This is a genomic window from Salmonirosea aquatica (genome assembly GCF_009296315.1).
In the GTDB taxonomy this organism is placed as follows: Bacteria; Bacteroidota; Bacteroidia; order Cytophagales; family Spirosomataceae; genus Salmonirosea; species Salmonirosea aquatica.
Genome location: NZ_WHLY01000002.1, coordinates 3,252,336 through 3,278,116 on the forward strand (window position 1 = coordinate 3,252,336; position 25,781 = coordinate 3,278,116).

23 protein-coding genes and 1 pseudogene are annotated in these 25,781 nt (G+C 49.8%); 10 read left to right on the plus strand and 14 right to left on the minus strand.

Features of this window, described 5'->3' with window-relative positions; genetic code table 11:
- Positions 1-21 precede the first annotated feature (21 nt).
- The 3 genes from GBK04_RS30655 to GBK04_RS14760 are packed head-to-tail and all read right to left on the minus strand — an operon-like array spanning position 22 to position 4,576.
- A complete protein-coding gene (locus GBK04_RS30655) occupies positions 22-663 on the minus strand; it encodes a RagB/SusD family nutrient uptake outer membrane protein (RefSeq protein ID WP_373330990.1) in 642 nt (213 codons plus the stop codon).
- 2 nt (positions 664-665) lie between these two features.
- Positions 666-1,490 carry a RagB/SusD family nutrient uptake outer membrane protein gene (locus GBK04_RS30660; protein ID WP_373330991.1) on the minus strand — a complete coding sequence of 275 codons (825 nt, stop codon included), beginning with the start codon at positions 1,488-1,490 and terminating at the stop codon, positions 666-668.
- A 44-nt stretch (positions 1,491-1,534) separates the two neighbouring features.
- A complete protein-coding gene (locus GBK04_RS14760) occupies positions 1,535-4,576 on the minus strand; it encodes a SusC/RagA family TonB-linked outer membrane protein (protein ID WP_152760927.1) in 3,042 nt (1,013 codons plus the stop codon).
- Positions 4,577-4,873: 297 nt separating this feature from the next.
- On the opposite strand from GBK04_RS14760, the gene GBK04_RS14765 reads away from it, so the two are divergent.
- The 4 genes from GBK04_RS14765 to GBK04_RS14780 all read left to right on the plus strand — a co-directional run bounded on the left by GBK04_RS14765 (position 4,874) and on the right by GBK04_RS14780 (position 9,294).
- Positions 4,874-5,623, plus strand: a complete 750-nt coding sequence (locus GBK04_RS14765) for a DeoR/GlpR family DNA-binding transcription regulator (protein WP_152760929.1) — start codon at positions 4,874-4,876, stop codon at positions 5,621-5,623.
- 67 nt (positions 5,624-5,690) lie between these two features.
- On the plus strand, positions 5,691-8,624 hold the full coding sequence (locus tag GBK04_RS14770) for an FAD-binding and (Fe-S)-binding domain-containing protein (protein ID WP_152760931.1): 2,934 nt from the start codon (positions 5,691-5,693) through the stop codon (positions 8,622-8,624).
- 110 nt (positions 8,625-8,734) lie between these two features.
- Positions 8,735-8,980 carry an AbrB/MazE/SpoVT family DNA-binding domain-containing protein gene (locus GBK04_RS14775; protein WP_152760933.1) on the plus strand — a complete coding sequence of 82 codons (246 nt, stop codon included), beginning with the start codon at positions 8,735-8,737 and terminating at the stop codon, positions 8,978-8,980.
- Positions 8,971-9,294 (plus strand): type II toxin-antitoxin system PemK/MazF family toxin, encoded by a 324-nt coding sequence (locus tag GBK04_RS14780; protein WP_152760935.1) that lies wholly within the window; start codon positions 8,971-8,973, stop codon positions 9,292-9,294. Before GBK04_RS14775 ends, GBK04_RS14780 begins: the two co-directional genes overlap by 10 nt.
- A gap of 29 nt (positions 9,295-9,323) precedes the next feature.
- Here the strand turns inward: GBK04_RS14780 and GBK04_RS14785 are convergent, their stop codons facing one another.
- The 3 genes from GBK04_RS14785 to GBK04_RS14795 form a co-directional block, all read right to left on the minus strand.
- A complete protein-coding gene (locus GBK04_RS14785; RefSeq protein ID WP_152760937.1) occupies positions 9,324-10,592 on the minus strand; it encodes an MFS transporter in 1,269 nt (422 codons plus the stop codon).
- Between the two features lie 69 nt (positions 10,593-10,661).
- Complete coding sequence (gene arfB / locus GBK04_RS14790; protein WP_152760939.1) at positions 10,662-11,084, minus strand: alternative ribosome rescue aminoacyl-tRNA hydrolase ArfB; 423 nt, start codon at positions 11,082-11,084, stop codon at positions 10,662-10,664.
- Positions 11,081-11,590, minus strand: coding sequence for a GNAT family N-acetyltransferase (locus GBK04_RS14795; RefSeq protein ID WP_152760941.1), 510 nt, complete (start codon positions 11,588-11,590; stop codon positions 11,081-11,083). The genes arfB and GBK04_RS14795 overlap by 4 nt, the downstream gene beginning before the upstream one ends.
- Before the next feature lie 88 nt (positions 11,591-11,678).
- Between GBK04_RS14795 and GBK04_RS14800 the strand changes: the two genes are divergently transcribed.
- Entirely contained in the window at positions 11,679-12,359 is a 681-nt protein-coding gene (locus tag GBK04_RS14800) for a hypothetical protein (protein WP_152760943.1), read from the plus strand.
- 13 nt (positions 12,360-12,372) lie between these two features.
- Here GBK04_RS14800 and GBK04_RS14805 read toward each other — a convergent pair whose 3' ends face one another.
- The 8 genes and pseudogenes from GBK04_RS14805 to uvrB all read right to left on the minus strand — a co-directional run bounded on the left by GBK04_RS14805 (position 12,373) and on the right by uvrB (position 20,914).
- Positions 12,373-13,968 carry an arylsulfatase gene (locus tag GBK04_RS14805; RefSeq protein ID WP_152760945.1) on the minus strand — a complete coding sequence of 532 codons (1,596 nt, stop codon included), beginning with the start codon at positions 13,966-13,968 and terminating at the stop codon, positions 12,373-12,375.
- 217 nt (positions 13,969-14,185) lie between these two features.
- Entirely contained in the window at positions 14,186-14,836 is a 651-nt protein-coding gene (locus tag GBK04_RS14810) for a hypothetical protein (RefSeq protein WP_152760946.1), read from the minus strand.
- 198 nt (positions 14,837-15,034) lie between these two features.
- Complete coding sequence (locus GBK04_RS14815) at positions 15,035-15,829, minus strand: SDR family NAD(P)-dependent oxidoreductase (protein WP_152760948.1); 795 nt, start codon at positions 15,827-15,829, stop codon at positions 15,035-15,037.
- Positions 15,830-15,999: 170 nt separating this feature from the next.
- Positions 16,000-16,736: pseudogene (locus tag GBK04_RS14820) on the minus strand (3-keto-disaccharide hydrolase).
- 97 nt (positions 16,737-16,833) lie between these two features.
- Positions 16,834-17,118 (minus strand): nucleotidyltransferase family protein, encoded by a 285-nt coding sequence (locus GBK04_RS14825; protein WP_152760950.1) that lies wholly within the window; start codon positions 17,116-17,118, stop codon positions 16,834-16,836.
- Between the two features lie 190 nt (positions 17,119-17,308).
- Positions 17,309-18,514: an esterase/lipase family protein gene (locus GBK04_RS14830; protein WP_152760952.1), complete on the minus strand. Its 1,206-nt coding sequence runs from the start codon at positions 18,512-18,514 to the stop codon at positions 17,309-17,311.
- Positions 18,515-18,587: 73 nt separating this feature from the next.
- Entirely contained in the window at positions 18,588-18,812 is a 225-nt protein-coding gene (locus GBK04_RS14835; protein ID WP_152760954.1) for a DUF433 domain-containing protein, read from the minus strand.
- A gap of 77 nt (positions 18,813-18,889) precedes the next feature.
- On the minus strand, positions 18,890-20,914 hold the full coding sequence (gene uvrB / locus GBK04_RS14840; RefSeq protein WP_152760956.1) for an excinuclease ABC subunit UvrB: 2,025 nt from the start codon (positions 20,912-20,914) through the stop codon (positions 18,890-18,892).
- Positions 20,915-21,021: 107 nt separating this feature from the next.
- Between uvrB and GBK04_RS14845 the strand changes: the two genes are divergently transcribed.
- The 5 genes from GBK04_RS14845 (at position 21,022) to GBK04_RS14865 (ending at position 25,715) form a co-directional block, all read left to right on the plus strand.
- Entirely contained in the window at positions 21,022-21,243 is a 222-nt protein-coding gene (locus tag GBK04_RS14845) for a hypothetical protein (protein WP_152760958.1), read from the plus strand.
- Positions 21,233-21,571, plus strand: a complete 339-nt coding sequence (locus GBK04_RS14850; protein ID WP_152760960.1) for a type II toxin-antitoxin system RelE/ParE family toxin — start codon at positions 21,233-21,235, stop codon at positions 21,569-21,571. Before GBK04_RS14845 ends, GBK04_RS14850 begins: the two co-directional genes overlap by 11 nt.
- A 51-nt stretch (positions 21,572-21,622) precedes the next feature.
- Entirely contained in the window at positions 21,623-22,516 is an 894-nt protein-coding gene (locus GBK04_RS14855) for an alpha/beta hydrolase (RefSeq protein WP_373330992.1), read from the plus strand.
- 87 nt (positions 22,517-22,603) lie between these two features.
- The gene (locus GBK04_RS14860) at positions 22,604-23,521 is read left to right on the plus strand and encodes a TIGR01777 family oxidoreductase (RefSeq protein WP_152760964.1); all 918 of its coding nucleotides are present in this window, start codon (positions 22,604-22,606) and stop codon (positions 23,519-23,521) included.
- A gap of 235 nt (positions 23,522-23,756) precedes the next feature.
- The gene (locus GBK04_RS14865; protein ID WP_152760966.1) at positions 23,757-25,715 is read left to right on the plus strand and encodes a polysaccharide biosynthesis protein; all 1,959 of its coding nucleotides are present in this window, start codon (positions 23,757-23,759) and stop codon (positions 25,713-25,715) included.
- Positions 25,716-25,781 lie beyond the last annotated feature (66 nt).

Consider the following 25,781-nt stretch of genomic DNA (forward strand, 5'->3'; position numbering starts at 1 on the left):
ACTAGCCAGTTAACCCGTTTTTCAGTATCCCGGATTCTGCTTAAGATTCGGATTGAGCGCCAGCTGCGTAGCGGGTATCGGGAAAATATTCCGGAAAGCCGGTGAGGCATCTTTGAATTGCCACGCTTTGTTGAATTGTCCGAAACGGATCAGATCCTGACGGCGAGTATATTCCCAGGCCATTTCCCAGCCCCTTTCAGCCAGCAAGTTATCCAGCGTGAGCGACGTGACCGGTGTGGCGCTGGACCGTGCCCGAATGATGTTAACATCCTTGATGGCATCGGCGGTATTACCCAGGCGCAGGTTGGCCTCGGCCCGCAACAGGTACGTATCACCCAGGCGGAAAATTACAAAGTCATTGTCTTGGTCGTTATTCGCACCGTTGCTCTGAATCTGGTATTTCTTGCTTCTTGCGCCTGCCAGACGCGCCACCGGACCCGCGGGCATTTCGAAGGCCGGTATTTCGGGCGTGAAAATCATCGGTTGAGTATCGTCAAAAATAGGCGCTCCTCCCGCGGTGTACTGCTGGCCTACGATCCACATATTCTTGCGGAGATCCGAGTCAGCAAACGAATTATAAAATTCGGTCATCGTGCAGTAGCCATTCCAGGGAGCCTGGGGCAAGTTGTAAGTCAGCTGGCTCAGGTAGTGTAAGGTCCGCATATTCATGTTGAACCCCCCCGCTTGGAGGCGTCGAAAGGTACCACAAATATATTTTCCTTGGAGCCGACGTTGTTGGTCGTAAAGTTATTGAACAGATTGGCTTCCAGTGAGTATTTTCCGGACGAGATGACGATATCACATTCGGCCTTGGCGTCGGCCCACCGTGCGGTACCCGTATACACCTCAGCATTCATGTACAGTTTGGCCAGCAGCATATCCGCAACGTACTTGTTGATACGTCCGTAAAACTTGCCTCCTACATCTTCGCTCAGATTGGGATACGCTTCTTTCACTTCTTTTTCGATCCACGCAAATGTTTCGGCGGGTGGACGTTGGGTAGGGCTATCACCACCGATTTTGTCAGCAATGATGATATTACGGAAATGGTCCAGCGCCACATAGTGGTAAAACGCCCGCAACGTCTTCAATTCAGCCAGGGTACCCGGATCAGTGATATTGCCCAACTGCTGGTTGATTGACGTGATACTGTTGTAGCACCAAGTCCATAAGCCGTTAAACGTTCCATCATCCGTCGAAACCTGCCAGCTATGCTGCTGCAGACGTTTCCAGGCATCACCGTCCTTCCAGTCACCACCGCGGGTAGGGATCACCTGCTCGTCGGTGACCGTATTCAGGGCAGCATAGCGGTCGAAGTACTCACCCAGCGAACTGTACAGGGGCCCCAGCAGAGCGGCCTGTTGGTCGGGCGTACCGCCGAATTCGCTGGTGGGAATTACATCGTAGGGCGTTTCTTCCAGGTTCGTACACGACTGTGCCGCCAGAAGACCTGCCGCTACGAACAGGGTATATTTTAAATTGAATTTCATAATGAGTGATTTTTTAATAAGTACGATATTTTCTCGTGTCAGGATCAGAACGTTAGGTTCACACCCAACTGAAAGGTACGGGTCTTGGGATAGATACCTGTGGCGTCCAGACCCAGGCTGTTGGGGCGCTGCGAATTACCGGGCAAATCACCTTTCACTTCCAGTTCGGGATCGACCCCGCGGTACTTGGTCAGGATGAACAGGTTATTACCACCCAGATAGAGCCGGGCGTTGGTGATGTACTTGCTTTCGAACGACAGGTTGTAGCCGATCTGCCAGTTGTCGAGCCGCACGTAGGTTGCGTCCTCCAGCCAATAGCTCGACAGGGCGTTGGTACTAAAGCCCACCGGAAGTTCACTAACGCTTTTTAGCATGTTCGTTTCCAGAATCGAGCCGGGAATCGACAAGTTGGAGCGGATGTTGTTCAGGATGCTATTGCCAAACACACCCCGTAACTGGAAGTTCAGGTCGAAGTTCTTATACGTAAAGCTGTTGACCCAGGCCGCAGTCAGGAAAGGCTGGGGATTGTCTTCGAAACCCAGCTGCGCATTGGCGGGGTCCGTCACGGGTGCACCATCCTTGCCTTGCAGCAGCATCTGGCCATTTTCGTCGAACCCTACGAATTTACCCACATTGTTGAAGGTACCCAGAGGCAAGCCGGGCGTCAGAATGGAGGCAAATACATCCGAAAGCCCCCGTCCGCCGAAGGGATTGAAACGAACGATACCCGAATCGAATTCATCGCTCTTCAGGTTCACAATTTCATTGCGGATAAAGGAACCGATCACCCGGCTGTTCCAGACGAAGTCGTCGCTATCGATAATATCACCACCCAGTGAAATCTCGACCCCTTTGTTGCTCATGGTACCTACGTTGGCGTAGATGGAGTTGGTGAAGTACTTCACTCCATCGGCAGGTACCGAATACCGGTACAGCATGTCGCTGGTTTCCTTGTCGAATACATCGATAGAACCCGAGAAGCGGCCGTTGACAAACTGGAAGTCCAGACCCAGGTTAGCCTGCGTCACTACTTCCCATTTCAGGTTCGGATTGGTGTTTTGGGTAATGGCATAGCCAGGCAGGAAGTTGTTGATACCTCCGTCATAATAAGCCGAAGTCTGGCCATACAGCTGCAGCGACTGGTAAGGACCTACGCCCTCGGAGTTACCCGTTTTGCCCCAGCTGGCCCGCAGCTTCAGGTAGTTGAATGCATTGGATTTTGGAAAAAACGATTCGTCCGAGATCGTCCATCCACCCGCCACGGAGGGGAACAGACCCCATTTGTTGTTTTTACCAAACTTGGAACTACCGTCGTAACGTATCGTTGCTGTCAGGTTATACTTCTCATTGAAATTCAGGGTACCCCGTCCGAAGAAAGAAGCCAGGGTCGTTCGGTTCTTGTAAGAACTGCTGTAGGAGCTCTTGGGCAGAATCAACGATCCGGCTCCCAGTCCCAGGTTGTTATAGCCTAGTCCGGTAGCTACAAACTGTGAATTATTGGCACCGAAGCCGTCATTGATGATGTCCTGATAAGAGTAGCCCCCCAGCAGCGAAAAATTGCTGCCTTTTTCGCCGAAGCCCTTGATATAATTGGCGGTAAGCTCTAGCAGCTTGTCGTTAGTCTGATACAGGTTGCGCGAAGCTTCGCCGTTGGTGATTTGGAAAGCCTTGATGGAACCGTTCCGGGCACGGCTCGTAACATCCTGATCGTTTTTGAGCGCACCGTTTACGCCTAGAGTAAGGCCATCCAATATTTCATACTTTAAGTTGATACCACCTACCAGAGTCTTTTTCACATTGTTGAACGTCTCATTTTCCAGCATGGCCACAGGGTTGTTCAGGTCGAACGCGCCGGGTACTTCATAATAGCCGCCATCTGCATTTCTGACCGGAAGGGTAGGTAGGAATAAAGTGGCATTCGCCAGAATACCCCCGTCCGTATAGTCAGAATTAGTATTGGTATACGATAGGCTGTACTGAATATTCAGACGGTTGTCGAGGGCTTTCTGATCAATGTTAATCCGGCCGGTCAAGCGGTCAAAGCCTGTATTCTTGATAACGCCCTGGCGGTCGATGTAGTTGAGAGACCCGCGGTACGAGAAAGTGGGTGCGCCGCCGGAAACGGACAGATCGTGGCTGTTGGTGATGCCTGTCCGCGAAATTTCGTCCCACCAGTCAGTGTTGTAGTAGCCACCACTGGCCGTTTTGGGGAACCGCTGATTATCGTCCAGCGAAGCATCGCCCTTGATGCGTTTTACTTCGGCTACGTAGCCGGGGCCATCCAGCAGATCAAGCCGCTTGGAAATGACATCAGTGCCAATGTAGTTATTGAAAGTAACGGTCGCCCGGCCCGATTTGCCACGCTTGGTGGTAATGATGATTACGCCATTGGCCGCCCGCGAGCCGTAGATAGCTGACGCTGATGCATCCTTCAACACGTCCATAGACTCAATGTCGGAAGGGGAAATCGTGTTGATGGGTACCCCGATAATTCCATCCACTACGTACAAGGGGTCGCTACCGCCTGCCAGGGAGGTATAGCCACGTAAACGTACGGTAGGGCTGGTGTTAGGATCGCCGTTGGGTTGCGTAATGACCAGACCCGCCACCCGGCCCTGAATGGCCTGAAGCGGATTGGGGTTCACACCCGCGTTGAAGTCTTTGGAGGTTACCGACTGCACCGAACCCGTTACGTCCTTGCGCTTTGCAGTACCATAGCCCACGACCACCACTTCTTCTAGGGCTTTTATGTCGTCCGACATAGTAACGTTGATCGTGGATTGGTTGCCGACCGGAATTTCCTGGCTGGCAAAGCCAATGAAACTGAATACCAGAGTAGCGGTGGGGCTGGCTGTTATGGTGTAGTTGCCCTCCATGTCGGAATTGGTACCCTGGTTGCTACCTTTTACTTTTACGGTAACACCTGGTAGGCCACTTCCGCTTCCATCGGTAACTCGACCGGTGACTGTGACATCCTGAGCCAGCGCAGTACTTACCGCCAGAAAGAGCGCAAGTGCCGTATGCCAGAGGCGGATACTGCCCACATGAACGCCAACACGGTTCATTTTGTAGGAATAGTTCATCATAGATTGATTGGTTAAATTTTAAATTGGATGTTGTATTCGGAAACAGTACTGAGTAAATGTATTAAGAGAAGAAATTGTTTACTTATTCCATAAGAATGGCAATTACGTACAAAAAATATACATATCAAAAACGAGCCTACGTAATGTGTGACTCTTTGGGAAATTTACTTTCTTACGTATTCTAGTGCCATATTTTAGTAAAATATTTCAATTGTCTGCAAATGTATGCATATTTGCGGGTAGTTGACAAAAAAAGTTTGCACAATTCAGCATAAAATTAGCAAGATTCCCTCCGCTATGTTAAAAGACGAGCGTCAGCTTTGGATTTTGGATAAGTTAGGTACCGATAATCGCGTTTCTCTCGTGGCTCTCAGCCGGGAACTGGACGTATCATACGACAGCATCCGCCGGGATGTCATTGAACTGGAAGAACGTGGGCTACTGAAAAAAGTACACGGAGGTGCCATCGCCAATTCGTACCTTCCCATGCGCGTGCGGCAGGCGATGGGCATCCCCAACGCCGAAATATCGCTGATCGCCCAAAAGGCGCGGACGCTCTTTGTCAATGGCCAGATCGTGCTCATGGATGGGGGTACCACCAATCTGTATATCGCCGAGCAAATGCCCCATAACCTCGAGCTGACTGTGATTACCAACAGTCCCCCGTTAGCCAATGCCCTGGTGGGCCACCCCAAAGTGGAGGTGATCCTGCTGGGGGGTACCTTTCATAAAAGGTACCAGATAACAATGGGCAGCGAAACCACCGAGCAACTACGCCATTTCAAAGCCGACCTGTATTTTATGGGCGTCGTGGGCATCCATCCTACCTCGGGGCTTACCATCCGGCACTACGAGGAGGCGCAGCTGAAGCGGCAGATGATGGCAATTTCCGGCGAAACGGTCGTGTGTGTGACCATGGAAAAAATCAATACCGTGGAAGCTTACAAGATCTGCGCCTTTGAGGACATCGACAAACTCATTTACAGTACGAGCGATATTGTTCCTAAAACAGGCGAATGGCCCCTGCACGAACTGGAATTTATCTGAAAACTTCGCGGGCATGCCTGGGCTGTTGGCTATCTTTGCGAACATTTAAGCCCTAGGTGATTTTGTAATGACAGTACCCGCTTCCGACGTAGTACCTACCCTGGATTCGCTGGCCCGGCAACTCGACGGGGACCTTTTCCGCGACTCTACCCTCCGCACTCTATACGCTACCGATGCCTCGGCCTACCGCGAAATGCCCCTGGCCGTAGCCATTCCACGTACCCCGGACGATCTTGTCCGGCTCATTCGTTTTGCCCGTGAGGCGGGCGTTTCGCTCATTCCCCGCACGGCAGGTACCTCGCTGGCCGGTCAGGTGGTGGGAAGTGGCCTGGTAGTAGACGTTTCGAAGCACTTCAACAAAATTCTGGAAATAAATCCGGAGGAACGCTGGGTACGGGTGCAGCCGGGCGTGGTGCGCGACGAGCTGAACATGGCCCTGAAGCCCTATGGCCTGTATTTTGGTCCCGAAACTTCTACGGCCAACCGCGCCATGATCGGTGGGATGGTGGGGAACAATTCCTGCGGTTCCAATTCCGTCGTATATGGTTCTACGCGTGAGCATCTGCTGGAAGTGAAAGCGCTGCTGTCCGATGGCTCCGAAGCGGTATTTACGGCGGAAGACGACCTAGAAAAACTGGCCGCAAACCCGGGATTACAGGGGAAGATTTACCGAAAAACGTTTGAAATTCTTTCTGACCCCCCCAATCAGGCCGAAATCCGAAAAAACTTTCCCAAGAAATCCATCGAGCGGCGTAACACGGGCTACGCGCTGGATATGTTGCTGGATTGTGCTCCTTTTACGCCCGATGGCCCGGCCTTCAACATGTGCCGCCTCATCGCCGGCTCCGAAGGTACCCTATGCCTGTTAACCGAAATAAAGCTCGGACTGATTCCCCTGCCGCCCAAAACGCAGGGCCTACTTTGTGCGCATTTCAACACCATTGATGAAACCCTCCGCGCTACCATTATCGCGCTAAAATACAAGCCCCAGGCCATTGAGCTCATCGACAGCTACGTGCTGGAATGCGCCGCCAGTAATGTGGAGCAGAGGAAGAATGCCTTTTTTGTCAAAGAAAAAGAAGATGGTACCTACCCGGCTATCCTGGTGGTGGACCTTTCCCGCGAAACCCAGCCGGAAGTGGAAAAGCTGGCGGCCGAACTGGAAGTCGAATTGCGGGCTGTGGGACTGGGCTTTCACTTTCCGCTACTGTTTGGCGAGGATACCAAAAAAATCTGGACGCTGCGTAAGGCGGGCCTGGGTCTGCTCGGGAATATTCCGGGTGACGACAAGGCCGTGGCTGTGATCGAGGATACGGCCGTAGATGTACTTGACCAACCCGATTATATCCGGGATTTCAATGCGATTTTGCACAAGCACAACATGTCGGCGGTACACTACGCGCATGCTGGTTCGGGTGAGCTGCATTTGCGCCCTATCATTAATCTGAAGACCCGCGAGGGGCACCAGCAATTCCGAATGATTGCGGAGGAAATTGCCGCGCTCGTCAAGAAATACGACGGCTCGCTATCGGGCGAGCACGGCGATGGCCGGCTCCGCGGGGAGTTTATTCCGAAAATGGTCGGGGAGCACAATTATGGATTGTTTAAGGAAATAAAAAAAGCCTGGGACCCGCAGACGATTTTCAATCCGGGCAAAGTGGTGGATACTCCGCCAATGGATACCTACCTTCGGTACGAGGCCGATCAGCAAACACCCGAATTCAAGACTTACTTCCGGTTCGAAAACCAGACCATTCTGCAACATGCCGAGCAGTGCAACGGCTCGGGCGATTGCCGCAAGACTCAGCTCAGCGGGGGTACCATGTGTCCCAGCTACATGGCGACCCGCAACGAAAAAGAAACCACCCGCGCCCGCGCCAATATTCTGCGCGAAATGCTGACGCGCTCGCCCAAGGACAACCGTTTCGATCATCAGGAAATCAAAGAGGTATATGATTTATGCCTGGCCTGCAAAGGTTGCAAGGGTGAATGCCCCAGCAATGTGGACGTGGCCAAGCTAAAAATGGAATTCCTGCAACAGTACCACGACGTGCACGGGGTACCCCTGCGCTCGTGGCTAGTGGGGAATTTTTCTAAAATGACAGGAATTGCCAGCTACGTACCCTGGGCTTATAATTTGATTTTCAAGAATGCGCCACTGCGCCGCATCGCCAACCGCGTTGTGGGCTTCCATCCCGACCGGACGATGCCACTGCTGCACGGTGAAACGTTGAAAGGGTGGTTCAAGAAACAGCCCAAGACTTCCTCGGAGAAGAAGGTGTACCTTTTCTGCGATGAATTCACGAACTACAACGACGTGGAAATTGGCAAAAAAGCCATTCAGGTGTTACAGAAACTGGGCTACGAGGTACTTATTCCCGACCATGCCCCCAGCGGACGCCCACAGCTTTCCAAAGGGCTTTTAAAGGATGCGAAAAAAATCGCCGAGCAGAATGTCAAAGCTTTAAGAAACCTTATTTCACACGATACGCCATTAATCGGCATCGAGCCGTCGGCTATCCTCACCTTCCGCGACGAGTACCCCGATTTGGTCAGCGAATACCTACTGGAAGATGCCAAAGCTTTGGCTCAGAATGCGCTGCAATTTGACGAATTTATCGCGCGGGAAATTGATTTGAAGAAAATCTCCTCCAACCTTTTTACCAAAGAAAAGCGGACGATCAAACTCCACGGCCACTGCCAGCAAAAGGCCATCGCCAGCCTGGTACCTACCAAGAAAATGCTTTCGTTACCCGAAAACTACACCGTCCAACTCATTCCCAGCGGTTGTTGTGGCATGGCCGGTAGCTTCGGCTACGAAGCCGAACACTACGACCTCTCTATGCAAATCGGAGAACTGGTACTTTTCCCCGCCGTGCGCCAACAACCCGAAGAAGTCATCATTGCTGCGCCAGGTACCAGCTGCCGACACCAGATTCACGACGGCACGGGAAGGAAGGCGCTGCATCCGGCGGAGGTGTTGTGGGAAGCCATGCTTTAAATTACCCGAGTGAGTTTTATAGTGACCACAGATTAAATGGGATGAATGTTCTTGTATGAACTTTTTAATCCAGCATTTTTGTAATTACTTTGTAATTACAAAATAGAATTATGGAAGCACAAATCATCAAAATCGGAAATTCTAAAGGTCTTCGATTGAGCAAGACCATTTTAGAGAAATACAACATCAAGGATCAAGTCGAGTTAATTCTCGAGGAGGAGCAGATCATTTTGAAGCCGATCGCAAAACCCAGGGAGGGCTGGGAAGCAGCCTTTAAGGAAATGCACGCTGCCGGTGACGATAGTTTGCTTATCGACGAGGTCTTTGAGGATGAAAGCTTTGAGGAATGGAATTAAAACAGTACGCTATTGTCTTGGTCAATCTTGATCCGACCGTTGGCCACGAAATTAAAAAGACTCGCCCTTGTGTCATTGTTTCGCCAAATGAAATGAATAAGTACCTCAAAACAATAGTTATTGCCCCCATGACCACCAACTCAAAAGAGTATCCTTCGCGCATACTGGTCAAGCATAATAATACTATGGGCATGGTGGCCCTCGATCAGATCAGAACGGTAGATAAGGCGCGGATTCTTAAAGTATTTGGTAAACTCAGCAAGGGTGAAATACAGAAATGCAAGGCAACTTTGAAAGAGATATTCGTTGATTGAGTTAAACCTCTTCTACTCTGTCCCTTTCCTCAAACATCCTCCACAAAATCCAAATCTTTCCCATGCGTTTCGGGAATCGTGAGTGTAGAATAGAACCCAATCGAGTAGGCCACAGCCCCCACCAGGAAACCCGCCATGATTACGCCGAAGGAGGGCTTGAGATACACAAACAGCAGATTCATGGGTACCAGGGCACCCCGCACGAAGTTGGGGATGGTGGTGGCGGCTGTAGCCCGCAGATTGGTGCCGAATTGCTCGGCGGCCACCGTTACGAACATGGCCCAGTAGCCGGTACCCAACCCCAGCCAGCAACAGAGCGCATACAGCGCGTCGGGCGATTTGAATCCTGCGAACAAAAACAGAAGTACCCCAGCTAACGCAAACGCCATCATCAGCGCGATAGCTTTTTTGCGTGAATGCAATCCCTGGCTGATGAATCCGCTTGCCAAGTCGCCAAGGGACACGCCAATGTACCCCCACATGATGGCCAGTGCGGGTTCTACAGGTTCGGCGATGCCCATGGCTACCCCGAACTGATTGCTTTGGTAGGCCAGGATACCGATACTGAACCAGGTAGGTAGCCCCATCCCGATGCATTTCATATACTTAGCGAACCGCTTTCGGTCGGTAAAAAACGCCAGAAAGTTTCCTTTGGAAATGGACTTGTCCTGCGTGATGCCTTTGAACATGCCCGATTCAATCACCCCTACCCGTAGCAGCAGCAGCAGGATACCCAGCCCACCGCCGATGAAATAGGCGATGGTCCAGTCGCCCGCTAGCCGCACCGTGAAGGTACCTACCACCGCCCCGGCCAGACCTATCCCCGCCACCAGCGAGGTACCTATGGCGCGCAGATTTTTGGGAAGAATCTCGGATACCAGTGTGATGCCCGCTCCCAGCTCACCCGCCAGGCCCAGCCCCGCCACGAACCGCAGCCATTTATAGGCCTCGACTTTATCCACAAAATTGAGGTGGGGAATAAAGCCGCAGGCGATATTGGCTAATGAGTAGGTGATGATAGAGCCGAACAATACAGAAAGCCGTCCCTTCTTGTCGCCCAGCATACCCCAGAATAGCCCGCCGAGCAACAGGCCGATCATCTGGTAATCCAGAATGGTGATGCCGACGGCATCAGCCTCATCAGGTGTGAGTCCGAGACTCAGCAGACTGGGAATGCGCACGATGCCAAAGAGCTGTAAATCATAAATGTCCACGAAGTACCCCAAGGCCGCCACAATGACGGGCAAGCTGAATAGGTGCTGAGACGTAGTTTTCTGGGGGAGGGTAGAGGTTTGCATGGAGAAAAACGAGGGAGATGGTTTAGTTTTTGAAGCCCAAGCCAGAAAAAGCCTACCGCCTGTACCTACTTACTCTCTCGGGGGCTTTCGGCGCATCTTTTTTGTTTCTGAGCGTTGCTTTTTGGCTTTTACCCGCCGTAGTACCGACCCCAGGGTAGGGCGGGTAGCGCGGCGCCTGCGCGGTACCACAAAGGCTTCCTGAATCATGCGGTCAAACTTCCTTACTACCTTTTCCTTGTTGGCTAGCTGGCTGCGCTCTGTTTGGTGGTAGAGAATTAACACGCCTTCGTTGGTGAGTTTGTTAGCGAGTTTCTTCAATAGAAAATCCTTCTGCTCGTCGCGAAGTACCTGTGAATTGGGGATATCGAAGCGCAGTTCTACTTTGGTTTCTACTTTATTGACATTCTGCCCCCCTTTACCGCCACTACGGGCGGTTTGGAACACTACTTCCGGATGAAGTTCTTCGGGGTTGATTTTAAGTTCGTGTATCATGGCATTTTTCCGTTCCATTTCATAAAATTCTTCACTTCCGCAAACCCCAGCTTTTCGTAAAGCGGCTTGCCGGCTTCCGAAGCATTCAGCGTAACCGATCCTACCCCCTGCTCTTCACACCAGCGCAAAAGGGTCTTCATCAGCAGGTTGGCCAGTCCGTAGCGGCGGTACCCTACTTCGGTGAACATATTGAGGATATGGGCCTGCTTTTCGGAAGGACAGGTCAGACCGTTGGCCATTGGGTAGGGGGCAATCCGGCGCAGCAACAAACCGCCGCCCGCCACTACTTCGCCCGATTCGATTGCGACCAGCCAGCCCAGGTAGGACTCGTCCCGGACGGCCTCTTCGAAATACTCCACACACTGCTCGTACATGGCTGCGTAGCCCTCCGGAAGAAGATCGTTCATCGCGAGCCACATCTCACAACGGTGCTTCGCCAGGACAGGTGCATCAGCTGGCGCGGCGCGGCGGATGGTAAAAGTAGGGGTAGGTAAGGTTGCTTCCATAAATTTCAGAATTCGACAACAAAGTACCGGACTTTTCGCTTTCTTACCAACCAACCGGCTCCTTCAATCCATCGAATCAGGACAAGCTATGACTACGTTCACGATCTTTCGTTTTCCAAAAAACAAGGCGTGGTGGGCATTTGGACAGATGGGGCGGAAAGTGTTACAGCCCCTCCAAGGCGCTACTTTCTACAAAATGCTGGGAACCGGGCACAACGGCTTTGGGATCGTGCCTGATTTTCAACAATATACTTTCCTGGCTACTTGGGAAAGCGCCGAAAGTGCCGATGAATTCTTCGCCTCACCAATGTTTCAGGAATATGCTTCTCAGGCTCTGGCGTATCAAACCCTGAAAATGCTTCCCACTCAGTCCCATGGACAATGGGACGGCATGGAGCCTTTCGTAGTTTCTGAGGAGATAGGGAAAGGGTACCTTGGTCCGCTCGTCGTGCTGACCCGTGCCAAAATCAAGACGGCCAAACTACTGGATTTCTGGCGGCACGTACCCCGGGCGCAGGCTTCACTCCGTAATTCCGAAGGGGTACTTCTGGCGCTGGGCATCGGCGAGGTACCTCTCGTGGAACAGGCTACGGTGAGTATCTGGGAGAGTGTCGATGCTGTTAAACGGTATGCTTACCAACAGCCCGGCCACCGGGAAATCGTGCAGCGTACCCGCCAGCGCGGCTGGTACAGCGAGGAGCTTTTCGCGCGCTTTGTGCCCGTGGGCGATTGGAAACCGATGGTGGTTTGGCAGGGCGATCAGAAATAGAAACGGTTCAACTTTATTTTTTATCTGTTATCGTAGCAATGGGTATCTGATTGCTCGTGCTATATAAGCCATTTCTAAAATCCCCATCGCAGGCTTTAAGAAGCTCAATTTTAAGGGTTTTTAGCCTTTCAGGATACTTTTCTGCCAAATCTTTTTCTTCCCGGAAATCGTCCGGCAAATGGTACAATTCAAACGCATCTTTTTCAAGAAAGCTCCTTATTTTCCAGCCATCGTTGGTAAGTAGGGTAGGGCCAACAAAAGAAGAATATACAATAAAGGAATGTTCACGGGTACCTTTCTGACCGAGTAGTTCCTTGTAAAAAGAAATACCGTCGGTATCGAAAGCTCCGGAAAAGCCAACGATTTCAGCAAGGGTAGGTAAGATATCGTAATTAGCTACCAGCCGTTCGCTGACCCTTCCTTTTTGTATGTGCTGAGGCCATTTGATAATCAGGGGTACCCTGATTCCGCCTTCATGATTGCTTCTCTTCAAGCCCGCCCGGCCGCCATTGCCGTTGAAAACATCACCGCCCAGATCACTGTAAAATTTGCTTTTGTAATCATCGAAACGTTGGCCCGTTTTCATGTTGGTATAAGGCTTAAGTACCCTTCCCGCCTGACTGTAATAGATTTCATGTCCGTTGTCGGCGGCAAAAATAACGATGGTATTGTCGTCGATGTGTAAGTCTTGCAGTTTCTGGACGATTTGCCCCACATGGTCGTCCAGCATTTTTACCATCGAGGCATATTCCTTTTCGATTTGGGTCAGGCGGCTGTCGTTGATAAAATCAGGATGAACTGCCGGAATGGATACTGGCCCGTGGGGGAGCTGCGTGGGGAAATACAGGAAAAATGGCTGTTCTTTATGCGCGTCGATGAAGTGGAGAATACTATCCATAAAGATGGTTTGCGAATACACCTCCTTACCCTCTCTATTCCAACGTTCTTTGAAGTTTGCCTCGGTTTCAGGCTCGCCGGATTTACCGGAATTCATCCGCGTATTTCCTGTTATTTCTTTCAGAACCCCATCCTGAAATAGAAACGGAGGGTAAAATCCGTGCGCTCGTACGTGATCCAGGTAGCCGAAATAATGATCCCAGCCATGCCGCTTCATTTGTTGATCCGTCGTGGAAAAACCCCATTCCAGCTTACCAAATTGAGCGGTGATATAGCCTGCACGTTTAGCCACCTCTCCCAAAAACACCTGCCCGGCTGGAACCGGCGATAGGGCGTTCTCGATCATCCTGCTAATTTTTCCATAGGCAGATTCATCGGCATTGGCATATGTATAGGTACCCCCGTCGGTTACTTGGAATCCATTTGCGTGACAATCGTGGAAGCCCGTAAGCAGCGAAGCGCGGGCCGGGGCGCACAGCATGTTGGAGTACGCCCGCCGAAAACGAATTCCTTCACGAGCCAGCTGATCGATATGGGGTGTTTTTATGATTTTCTGCCCTTCGTGGCCCAATAACCCAATCCCCAAATCATCCGCATAGATTAGAATGATATTGGGCTTATTAGACTGAGTAACATTTTTTTCATGGTTCGAAGCCAGCAGAATCGAAAGGAAAACTGAAATTAGTAGGAGTCCGATAAATCGTCTGTTCATGGTTAAGCTATTGGTAACGACTACGAATTTGGAAGGCTAAAAGCAACGATGTCCTGCCTGAACAGCAACACCAGTTTATCAACTTGGATCAAGTAAGGTGAGCCGGGTCGTGCTTCCTCAAAAGGTACCTCAAAGCTTTCCAAAATAATCCGAATGGCTTTTCATTTTCGATACGTGACTTCCCTTCGCAGGACTACGACGAAGAGGGTAGGTAATGCTACGGAAAAGTAAGGTAGGAACCGACAAACGGCTTACCCGCGATGTGGATGATTACGGCCTGGCAACGATCCTCTGCGTCGATCTCGAAGGCGATGCCCGCCGCCTTATCGTCGTAAAGAGTGTATGACCTCCCCTTTTCGTTATATTCCTTTACCTTCTGTATTTGGAACCGCTTCACTATATCCGCCAGTGGGGTACCTACCCTGATCCCTTCGCTGGTCTCAAAGCGCGGTGAGTTTACCCTGATTTCAGTGATGCGCGCGGCCGGGTCATTGCCGGGGTCGCGCGCAGTAAAAATAGCCAGTGAATGACCCGTTTTTAAGGTGCTGTCGGCGTACCACACCATCACGGCGTGCATCATGGCCGCATCGCCATCATCGGGAGGTCCCAGTCGTTCAACCACCGATTCGGAGGTAGCCTGGAGCTGGGTTTGCCCGGCACCTTTTCCGGCCTTTAGCAGCCAATCAGGGTTTGGACTTTTTTGGCTGTATGAGTCGCCCGTATCCCTCGCCGGGGCGGTGCTTACAGAATCAGCGGATGGAACGCTGACTTCAGGGGTACCTGTATTTTTATTTTCCGCAGGGCCCTGGCAGGCACTCCCCAACAGCATGAGCACGATGCCTAGCGGGGCAAGCTTAAGATGTAGCATGAAAAATGGATGGCGTTTCTTTTTTCTACTGGTCAACAACTCGGTTTGCAAACTTACCCAATGTAAGGCCAACCCGGTTAAGGGAAATCTGAATTTGTAAATATCGGGTTGACGTAACGTACCCATCCTACGATTACGCGATATTTCATTGAATTGCCACATTGAATAATTGGCGGCGGACTAATGCTTCGGCAAACCTTATAAAATGGACCTAATCAACCCGCCTTCTACCCGGATAGAAGCACCGTTGGTAGCCGACGCCAACGGGCTGGAAAAGTACACCGTAGTATCGGCAATTTCCTGCACACTTGCGAAACGCTGGAGGAGCGAGGTCGGGCGCATATTTTCGAAAAAGTCCTCTTCTACTGCTTCGATCGACTTGCCCCCTGCCTTGGATAAATCTTCCAGGAAAGTACCCACTCCTTTCGATTTTGTCGGACCGGGCAAAATAGCGTTGACCGTTACGTTGGTACCTTTAGTCAATTCGGCCAAACCGCGGCTGACCGCAATCTGCGCGGTTTTGGTCATGCCGTAGTGGATCATTTCGTCGGGAATAAACACGGCCGATTCGCTGGAAATGAAAATAATCCGTCCCCAGTTCTTTTGCAGCATTCTAGGGAAATAGTGCCGGGCCAGGCGAATGCCGCTCATGACATTGACTTCAAAAAACCGAAACCAGTCTTCATCGGGAATATCGGCAAAAGGTTTCGGCTCAAAAATGCCCGCATTGTTTATTAGAATATCGACTTCCGGTAGCTCCTTTATTAACTGATTGACCTCCTCAACTTTTGAAAAATCGGCGGCAATGCCCTTTATTTTTGCGCCCTCTACCAGGGACTGCAATTCCTTTACCGCTTCATCTACTCCGTCGTTCGTTCTTCCATTGATAACGACCTGGGCACCTTCCTGTAAAAACCGCTGGGCGATCGCAAAACCGATTCCGGCGGTCGAACCGCTTATGAATACCAGTTTATCGTCAAGTTTTAAATCCATTTTTTCTAGCTGTTATTTGGGGTAATTGAAGTTTTCAAAGGTAGAAAAAAATGGAGTTCTGGTAAGTAGCTGGCGTTTTCTGGAAGTTTACGAAGGAAGGTCGTACGGATAGAATCAGGTTTCGGGGCTGGCCTGAGACAACTCACGGAAGATTACGATGAACTATGCGCTCACAGCGTTTTAATTTTCACGTTCCGGAACGAGATCCCTTTGGACCAATCCTGTAGCGCGATGTGTCCCTGAATGTGCTTGCCAAACTCGGGAAACGTTTTGAATCCGCTGTTAGCCACCGCCTCTTGCCAATGGTCGGAATTGAGATCCTCCTGCGCCGTCAAAACGCCATTCAGATAAAATTCAATTTTCCCGTCAACCTGTTTGATGCGGGACTGATTCCATTCACCGGCAGGCTTGGGCTCGACCGGATTTATGGGGGGATAAAAATTAAATATCGTACCGGGTCTTTTGGCGGGACTCATCTCGTAGTCCGGGTGGGCTTTATCCAGTAGTTGGTATTCAGGCCCGGAAGACCAGGTCGTTGGCATGTCTTGCCGCTCAAGTACATTGATAAAAACCCCGCTGTTGCCCCCTCGGATATTTTCCACTCGAAGGCAAGCTCGTAATTCTTAAACACCTGATCCGATACTAAATCGCCATGCGCAGTCGTGTCAAAAATAGGTTGGCAATACAGTTCGCCGTTTTGCACCGTCCAGGCGGAAGGTACTTCACCCTGATTATACAAATGCCAGCCTTTCAAAGAAGTACCATCAAAAAGCAATTGCCAGCCGTCTTCCTTTTCCTGGGACGTCAGTTGATTAGGTACGTCCTCTTTATCTTTACTATTACACGAGGTCAACAGATACGTCGCTATTCCCAAAATGGTGAAAAGGTACTTCAACCGATTATTCATACTTTATTCTGGATTGTAAGGTGAGTAAGTACCTTTAAGGTGTTCTTTCTAAAATACTACTCTTTACCCCTGGCAGGGTCGTGCTTGATTCTTCTGCTTACCCATATATCCTTACTGCTTCGGATAAAATCCGGCTTTTTAAGGCTGGTTTTATAGCCCGGTATTCGACCAGATCGACGTTTTTGTGTAAAACATCCTCCAACTCGTACTTTATACTTACAAATTCCAGCAGCCCCATTTTTCTGCCCAACTGAACGAGAATGTCAATATCGCTCTGTTCGTCGGCGTGGCCCGTGACTACGGAACCAAACAAACCAGCTCTTGAAATATGGTGGCGGCGAAGAATAGGAACTACCTGAGTTTTGATTTGCTCTATTTCCATCTTTGTAAGGAGTGTATCAACAACAAAAGAACTGCTATTAAAGATGATGTTGTGCTTCGGGCCGTTAAAACAGGGACGCCTGCCCGGCGGCTTTTTATTTTTAGTACGCAGTCTTTCAGACTACGCACAACGGCGCGGAAGACTACGAAGAACTGTGCTATCGGTAGAAGACTACGACGAGCTAGGGTTTTTACTCACCATCTTGAACTAAGCCGTAAAGCATTGCCTTATTCATCAAAATTCTATATTGTTCAGGATAGTGGGTTTTCAACCATTGTGGCTCAATCTTCCGACGAATAACAGTTTTCGTTCGTTGACCCACAAGAACATGGGTGCTGATAGCCCATCCTGGCTCATTTTCTGCTGTACTGTAGGTGAATATACAATCGTCATTTTTGTTTATTTTTGCTATTAAGTAAAAATTTCTTTGTGTTTCTGGTACATGACCATTTACAATAGCATCAAATGAATAAAAGTCGCCAACATTTAAAGGTCTATCATTAACATCTCTTAATTGATAAGTACTACTCTTAGAAGCATTTCCATTTTTTTTAGGTTCGGGATTTGATTTGACCTCGTTTATAGCGTTATTAGAGATAGTAGCCTTGAATGCATTTCGAAAAACTATATATGACTTAGCTCTAATATCTTTGGGCTTAACAATATTTATATGATTCTCATTTATTGGATCTAGCGGACGGTTACAGATTGAAGACGCACTAGAAAATTCAACAATCTTAGATATTGAGGTTGCCTGCTTCTCATATGCACAATATGCAGGAATATCTATCAAACTCTGTACAGCATACCATGCTCTGGATTGATTAGCCAGATACCTATCGCCATTCTCTATTTGTAAGTTTTCTAGTTGCTCGTTTTTTGAGAATGATCGTGCCAAACTCGCAATTTGGCTACCACTTCCAGGTGTGGAGAAATAGTAAATAAGTTTTATTTTGTGAGCCCATTTCTCTCTATACTTAATTAAAAAAGAACGTGAAACTAATCCACCCATACTATGACATACAAGTACTATTTTACTGTATCTAGAAAAGTTTTGATCATCAAATGTACTCCGGAGATCTTCACCAAGTTCATCGATAGTTAAGGCAATATTTAACTTTGGACTTGCAAAACCATATGTAAAAATGTCATATCCAGCAAAAACAGAATCATTACTAACTAATTCTGGAAAATATGCTCCTGTTTGTTCGTTAGTCCAAGTGTCTTTTGCATCACCAAAGATTCCATGTACAAATACGATTAGACCCTCATTTTGTTTAGCTGTATTTTGCTTAAAAAATGAAGATGGCGAATATTCTTCTTTGGCCCGATCAGTGCACCTTGATAAAAATACAAGGTTACAAATCATGATAAATAAATTTTTTATTAATTTCACTTATTTTTAGTAAATGTTAAAGAATATATTTTAAATTTTTTAGCGAGTAAACCCCGCTAACCCTGATTGTAAATCAGGGTTTCATGGACTCGCGTTTGCAACGTGATCCGATTAAATACATTTCCAGAACCTTCACTACTTGTTCCCGGCTTACCCCTTCGAAGTCGTCCAAAAAATAATCTATCGTTTCTCCGGTTTCAAGGTAGTCGAATAAATTCTTGATGGGCACCCGTGTTCCGGCAAATACGGGTGTGCCTCCCAGAATCTCGGGGTCGATGTTGATGATGCGTCCGTCCATGCTCTGATTATTAAATCACTGATAAGGCAAGGGCCAGCTACTCATTTCCAAAAATATCGAATTATTCTCACATATTTCTACCCTACCTTCTCCCCCTTCAGCCGCTCCTTCAACTGCACCAACTCATCCCGGTATCTAGCCGCTTCCAGAAAGTCCAGATCCTTCGCGGCGGCTTCCATTTTGCGCTGGGTTTCGGCGATGAGCTTCTGAAGATCGCCCTTGCCCATGTACTGTACCACGGGGTCAGCGGCAATGCGGATTTCGTCGGGCTCCACGTACATCTTCTTCACCTTGGAATCGGCGATGGACGTTTGCTCCATGATGGCTTCGCGTGATTTCAGAATTGTTTTTGGCGTGATGCCGTGTTCCTCGTTGTAGGCCATCTGGATGGCGCGGCGTCGGTTGGTTTCGTCAATAGCAGAGCGCATTGAGCCCGTGATGCGGTCGGCGTACATAAGTACCTTGCCGTTTTCGTTCCGGGCGGCGCGGCCGATCGTCTGGATCAGCGAGCGGATGTCGCGCAGGAAACCCTCTTTATCAGCGTCCATGATCGCCACGAGCGACACCTCGGGTAGGTCAAGTCCCTCACGCAGCAGGTTCACGCCCACCAGCACGTCAAACACACCCAGCCGCAGTTCGCGCAGAATTTCGACTCGATCCAACGTTTTCACATCCGAGTGAATGTACCTGCCCTTCACGCCGACGCGGTCGAGGTACTTGCTCATTTCCTCGGCCATGCGTTTGGTCAGGGTAGTTACCAGCACACGCTCGCCGCGCTTGATGCGCGTGTCGATTTCAGAAAGCAGATCATCGATCTGGTTGAGGCTGGGCCGCACGTCGATTTCGGGGTCCAAGAGTCCGGTAGGGCGGATGATTTGTTCTACAACTACCCCATCGGTCAGGCGGAGTTCGTAGTCGGCGGGGGTCGCACTTACGAAAAGGGTTTGGGGCGTAAGATCGGCGAATTCCTGAAAAGTCAGCGGGCGATTGTCCATCGCCGAGGGCAGCCGAAAGCCATATTCCACCAACGATTCCTTGCGGGAGCGGTCGCCGCCCCACATCGCCCTGATCTGCGGCATAGTCACGTGACTCTCGTCTACGACCATCAGGAAATCCTCGGGGAAATAGTCCAGCAAACAGAAAGGCCGCTGACCCGGCAGGCGGCGGTCGAAGTACCTTGAATAGTTCTCGATGCCCGAGCAGTACCCCAGTTCACGCATCATTTCCATGTCAAATTCGGTGCGTTCCTTGATGCGCTCAGCTTCCAGCAGGCGACCTTCCCCAGCAAAGTACCTGATCTGCGCCGTAAGGTCGTCCTGGATTTGTTTGATAGAATCCATCAGTACGTCGCGGCCCGTAACGAAGAGGTTGGCCGGAAAAATGGCGATTTTCTTTTCACTGGAAATCTTCTTGCCCGAATTGGGCTCGATGCGCTGGATTTCTTCAATCTCGTCGCCGAAGAAAATAATGCGGTAAGCAAAATCTGCGTAGCCGGGATAAATATCCACCGTGTCGCCTTTGACCCGGAAAGTACCCCGCGAAAATTCCACCTCCGTCCGGCTATACAGGATTTCTACTAATCTGAACAGGAACTGATTGCGACTGGTAATTTGTCCCACACCCACGCGCAAAATACTTTTCTTGTATTCATTGGGATTGCCCGCGCCGTAGATGCACGATACCGACGCAATGACAACGATGTCACGGCGTCCGCTCATCAACGACGACACCGTGGACAACCGAAGCTTGTCGATTTCCTGATTGATCATCAGGTCTTTCTCGATATAAGTACCTGTGGTGGCAATGAACGCCTCGGGCTGGTAGTAGTCGTAATAGCTGATGAAGTACTCGACGGCATTGTTAGGAAAAAACTGCTTGAATTCGCCGTAGAGCTGAGCGGCGAGCGTTTTATTATGGCTGAGTACCAGCGTCGGGCGGTTGATCTGCTGGATGACGTTGGCGACGGTAAAGGTTTTGCCGGAGCCAGTCACGCCGAGCAACGTTTGGGCACGTTCGCCGTCGCGCAGGCCCTGCACGAGTTGTTCGATGGCCTGAGGCTGGTCACCGGTAGGAACGTATTCGGAAGTCAGTTCGAAATTCATGAAGGTTTGGGAAAAAGCGTACCAAGCATAACACCTATTCCGGCGGGTTTGGTTCGGGGGAAAAGGAATGATTTTTATTATCTTTGATCGCACGAAAAAAGTTGACTATGGACACGGCAAGAATACTTTATGAGCAGTATAAGGTACTTCCTAAGAAGATACGCAAGGAACTCAAAGCTTTGATAATAAGCGAAGACGAACCAGAATCCACTAATACTTTGATGGCGGAGATTGAGCAGGGATTGGAGGAAGTACTCGCTATGAAAGAAGGCAGAATTCCGGTTCGGACTTTTGAAGAAATCAAAAGAGACATGCGAAATGGCGAATAAAGTCAGAGCCATCCCTGTTTTTGAAAGAAAGTACAAACGATTTTTGAAGAAATTTTCGTCTCTTGAACAGGAAGTTGATGACTTAATTGCTAAACTGAAAGCAAATCCAACACTCGGCGTTTCCCTGGGTTCAGGACTCTATAAAATCAGGTTGGCGAGTCGCAGCAAAGGTGGCGGCAAAAGCGGCGGTTTTAGAGTCGTGACCTACCTGATAGATGAAAGGGAAGATGGGATAGATATTTATCTCGTTACTATATTCGATAAGTCTGAAGAAAGCAGTATCGATAAAAAAGTTTTAGTAAAAATCGTCAAACGATTATTTGGGTGATGTAGTTATTAGTCGTTGCTTATACCACTACACAACAAATCCACTAACCTTTTGATCAACAAACTAACTACCCTCCTCTTTCGCTTCGCTGCCCTATCGTGCTGGGCTTTCTCCATAACCAGTTGCGCCGTTAGGAAAACCGCCAACCTGACCTACCAGCAGGGTACCTCCCAACTTCCCGAACAAAAACTCGATGTGTACGCACCGCGTAAAGTCAAATCGCCGCGTCCGGTGCTGGTTTTTATTCATGGCGGCAATTGGAATTCGGGCAGAAAATCGCAGTACTGGCCCATGGGTCGAAATTTTGCCCGGAAGGGTATCGTCACGGTCATCATCGACTACCCCCTGAGTCCGGCGGCGAATTACGACGACATGGCCAAAGCCTCGGCCAAAGCGGTACAATGGACGATGGAAAATATCGAAAAGTACGGCGGTGATACCAGCCGTTTGTATTTGTCAGGCCATTCGGCGGGCGGACATCTGGCCGCGCTCATCGGGCTGGATGATAAGTACTTTGAAGCCCTTTCGATGAATAATCCTACGACGGGCCTGGTACTTGTCGACGCCGCTGGGCTAGATATGTACAACTACCTTTTGGAGAAGAAGTACGACGCCGATAATACCTACATAAAGACTTTTACCAACGATCCCAAAATCTGGAAAAAAGCCTCGCCCAGGTATTACCTGCGGGAAAATATGCCCCCGATGCTAATCTACCGGGGCGGTGATACCTATGAATCCATCGAGAAAAGTACCGAAGCATTTATGGGCGATTATCGGAAATTTGTTCCTAATCCCCGCTATCAGGTACTTAAAGGCAAGAAGCACGTCCCGATGATCGTGCAGTTTTTTTCCCCCTGGAACAATCTTTATCCTGAAATTACAGAGTTTATGGAAAAGGGTGGAAAAGCGAAAGGGATTGATCGAAGCAAAATCATTCACTGATTCCTCCGAGAACAAATCCATTGCTCTTTCATCGGAAATGATAAAAAAGGCCAATAGCTGCCGACTGTCAGCCAACTACTTGAAAAAATGAAAAAAACCGTGTTGATTACCGGAGGTACGGGCCTGATTGGCCGCCGACTGACCGAAATGCTGCTTGAACGTGACTACCGCGTGGCGTACCTGAGTCGTTCTGAGGATAAAAGCTACCCCGATGTGTCGGTGTATCATTGGGATATCAAAAAAGAGGCCGTCGATCCGCGCGCCCTGGACAGCATGGATTACCTGGTACACCTGGCCGGGGCGGGCATTGCCGATGAGCGATGGACCGATGAGCGCAAAAAGGTGATTATAGAAAGCCGCACCGAAAGCATCGAACTGCTGGCCCACATTATGAAAGCGCAGGGCCAGCGCCCTAAGGCTTTCGTATCTTCCTCGGCTGTGGGATATTACGGTGCCGACACGGGTAACGTAAAACATACCGAGCAATCGCCGCCCGGCTCCGATTTCCTGGCCGAGGTGACAAAAAAGTGGGAAGAAGCCGCCGAGTGCGTGCATGAACTGGGCGTGCGCACTGTGAAGCTCCGCACGGGCGTAGTACTGAGCGATAAGGACGGCGCCCTGCCTCGCATTGCCGCCCCCGCCCGCTACGGATTTGGGGCACCGCTCGGCGACGGTACCCAATGGATGTCCTGGATACATATCGACGATATGTGCCGCCTGTACATCGAAGCGCTGGAAAATGAAAACTGGGAGGGTGTGTACAATGGCGTGGCCAGCCCGCCAGTGACCAACGCCGAACTCACCAGGCTCATTTGTGAAGTACTGGATCGCCCGCAGTGGATTCCCAGGGTACCTGAGTTTGCCCTGGATTTTGCTTTTGGCGAAATGGCCGAAGTAGTGCTGGGCAGTAGCTACGTGGAGAATGCCCGCCTGCGGACGACGGATTTCAAGTACCAATTTCCGGACTTGAAAGAGGCTTTGCATGATTTGCTCTTGAAAAAATAAATTGCATTAGACAAATTAGCAGCCGGGTAGGTGACTCAGCGCTTGCGAGTATCCATTTAAACAATGCCCAGGCCGGTTGCCACGCAATTGAAATAATTAGCGTAAGTTAGCGTATTGGTTTTTATAATCTCTTGGGGTACAGCTAAAACACCACCCCTTGTTGTATGAAAATGAGATCCACAAAATACTAGCTATCCGGCCGATCCCTACATCATCCGGATGAATTGATTTGAGTATGATTGAGAGAATTTTCAGGAGTGTCCTTGATAGTTATCATCATCGCTTTGTTTCGCGCCGTCTGATCCTGGCTATCGATCTGACCATTGTCCTGTTTTCTTTCCTGGCGGCCAGTGTGCTGCGTTTCAACTTCGATGTCTCGGAGATCAACTGGCCGGTGTACCGGTATTACGTTCTGGTGTTGCTGCTGGTGCGATGGGGGTACTTTTTAGGCTTCCGATCCTATCATGGTATAGTACGCCACACGAGTCTGGAAGATATGTGGCTCATATTCCGCACCGTTTCACTCAGCAGCCTCACGGTCATCTTGGCTTCTGCCGCTGCCGCCTATTTTCTCGATCGCATCATTCTTTACATTCCGGTTTCCGTACTGCTGATCGAGTATTTCATCTGCCTTTTCCTGATGATTGCCAGCCGGTTTTTTGTCAAATCCATGTACCAGGATATTGCTAGTAAAAGTCCACGTACATTGCCTCAGGATACCATCATTTATGGGGCGGGTTCGCTGGGAATCCTCACCCGGAACGTCCTGTTGAACGACCCCCATAAAATCCATAACATTCTATGCTTCATTGATGATAATCCCACTCTAAATGGGAAATCGATGGCCGGTGTGCGGGTACTGGACCGCGAAAGCGCATATGAAAAATACGGAAGTAAGGATGCCTCCAACCTTGAGGTTGTTTTAGCTATTCAAAGCATCGGCACCAAACGCAAGAAAGATATTCTGGAGTTTTTCCTGCAGCGAAATATCGTCGTGAAGGTGGTACCCTCGGCCAACGAATGGCTGGAAGGTACCCTGAGCAGTGGACAGATTAGAAAAATCCGGATTGAAGACCTCCTCGAACGGGAACCTATCAAGCTGGACAGCGCCAATGTCAGAAATCAGGTGGTCGGTAAAGTGGTAGCCATTACGGGAGCGGCCGGTTCCATTGGCAGCGAAATCGCCCGTCAACTTGTTCACTATGCCCCCAAGAAACTGCTGATGTTGGACCAGTCGGAATCCGGACTCTATGATCTTGAATTTGAACTGAGGAATGTATACGCCGAACGTATAGAGAACGTAGAACTGGTGTCTATGATCGCCAACGTGACCGATGCCGCGCGTATGGAACGAGTGTTCACGTTACATCAGCCCCAGATCGTGTTCCATGCCGCCGCCTACAAGCATGTGCCCATGATGGAGAAATACCCCTACGAAGCAATCAAAACCAACGTGCTGGGTACCAAGACGGTGGCTGATTTGTCTGTTCGGCAGCGAGTGGAAAAATTTGTGTTCGTTTCGACTGACAAAGCGGTAAATCCTACCAATGTCATGGGGGCGTCGAAGCGACTGGCTGAGATGTATGTCCAGAGCCTGAACTCATATCTGGCCAACACTACTGATTTCGTAATTACCCGATTTGGTAACGTATTGGGTTCCAATGGGTCGGTGGTACCCCTTTTCAGGAAGCAAATCCAGGCAGGAGGACCCATCACGGTAACTCACCCGGAGGTTATCCGTTTTTTCATGACCATTCCGGAGGCTTGCCAACTGGTGCTGGAAGCCGGGGCCATGGGGCAGGGAGGGGACGTGTTTGTGTTCGATATGGGTGAACCGATTAAGATTGTGGACCTGGCCCGCCGAATGGTTCAGCTTTCGGGGCTGGTCGTAGACCGTGACATCCGGATCATCTATACAGGCCTCCGACCTGGTGAGAAGCTCTACGAAGAATTATTGCGGAATAATGAATCCCACCTGCCTACCCATCACTCCAAAATACTCATCGCCCGCCTGCCCGACGTAGCCTACGAAGGCGTGCACGAGACGATCAGGGAATTAAAAAATATTCTTCCCGGCGGTGACCGCGACGCGATGGTGTCGCTGATGAAAACGATCATTCCTGAGTACATCAGCAATAATTCTGAGTTCGAAAAACTGGATCATCTGCAGGAAGACTTTTCAGATCCTATGTAAGGTAACAACCAGCGCCCTGCTTGTGATTTCCTGTGATTCGGCTTAAATTTGCCAATGGTATGCTTG

Bases quoted from the DNA above. Each gene is read 5' to 3' on its own strand.
- GBK04_RS14850 (WP_152760960.1), top strand. From the start codon at position 21,233: ATGGCGAATAAAGTCAGAGCCATCCCTGTTTTTGAAAGAAAGTACAAA.
- GBK04_RS30660 (WP_373330991.1), bottom strand. From the start codon at position 1,490: ATGAAATTCAATTTAAAATATACCCTGTTCGTAGCGGCAGGTCTTCTG.
- GBK04_RS14860 (WP_152760964.1), top strand. From the start codon at position 22,604: ATGAAAAAAACCGTGTTGATTACCGGAGGTACGGGCCTGATTGGCCGC.
- GBK04_RS14795 (WP_152760941.1), bottom strand. From the start codon at position 11,590: ATGGAAGCAACCTTACCTACCCCTACTTTTACCATCCGCCGCGCCGCG.
- GBK04_RS14785 (WP_152760937.1), bottom strand. From the start codon at position 10,592: ATGCAAACCTCTACCCTCCCCCAGAAAACTACGTCTCAGCACCTATTC.
- GBK04_RS14835 (WP_152760954.1), bottom strand. From the start codon at position 18,812: ATGGACGGACGCATCATCAACATCGACCCCGAGATTCTGGGAGGCACA.
- GBK04_RS14865 (WP_152760966.1), top strand. From the start codon at position 23,757: ATGATTGAGAGAATTTTCAGGAGTGTCCTTGATAGTTATCATCATCGC.
- GBK04_RS14815 (WP_152760948.1), bottom strand. From the start codon at position 15,829: ATGGATTTAAAACTTGACGATAAACTGGTATTCATAAGCGGTTCGACC.
- GBK04_RS14770 (WP_152760931.1), top strand. From the start codon at position 5,691: ATGACAGTACCCGCTTCCGACGTAGTACCTACCCTGGATTCGCTGGCC.
- GBK04_RS14800 (WP_152760943.1), top strand. From the start codon at position 11,679: ATGACTACGTTCACGATCTTTCGTTTTCCAAAAAACAAGGCGTGGTGG.
- GBK04_RS14810 (WP_152760946.1), bottom strand. From the start codon at position 14,836: ATGCTACATCTTAAGCTTGCCCCGCTAGGCATCGTGCTCATGCTGTTG.
- arfB (WP_152760939.1), bottom strand. From the start codon at position 11,084: ATGATACACGAACTTAAAATCAACCCCGAAGAACTTCATCCGGAAGTA.
- GBK04_RS14780 (WP_152760935.1), top strand. From the start codon at position 8,971: ATGGAATTAAAACAGTACGCTATTGTCTTGGTCAATCTTGATCCGACC.
- GBK04_RS14845 (WP_152760958.1), top strand. From the start codon at position 21,022: ATGGACACGGCAAGAATACTTTATGAGCAGTATAAGGTACTTCCTAAG.
- uvrB (WP_152760956.1), bottom strand. From the start codon at position 20,914: ATGAATTTCGAACTGACTTCCGAATACGTTCCTACCGGTGACCAGCCT.
- GBK04_RS14775 (WP_152760933.1), top strand. From the start codon at position 8,735: ATGGAAGCACAAATCATCAAAATCGGAAATTCTAAAGGTCTTCGATTG.
- GBK04_RS30655 (WP_373330990.1), bottom strand. From the start codon at position 663: ATGCGGACCTTACACTACCTGAGCCAGCTGACTTACAACTTGCCCCAG.
- GBK04_RS14760 (WP_152760927.1), bottom strand. From the start codon at position 4,576: ATGATGAACTATTCCTACAAAATGAACCGTGTTGGCGTTCATGTGGGC.
- GBK04_RS14765 (WP_152760929.1), top strand. From the start codon at position 4,874: ATGTTAAAAGACGAGCGTCAGCTTTGGATTTTGGATAAGTTAGGTACC.
- GBK04_RS14825 (WP_152760950.1), bottom strand. From the start codon at position 17,118: ATGGAAATAGAGCAAATCAAAACTCAGGTAGTTCCTATTCTTCGCCGC.
- GBK04_RS14805 (WP_152760945.1), bottom strand. From the start codon at position 13,968: ATGAACAGACGATTTATCGGACTCCTACTAATTTCAGTTTTCCTTTCG.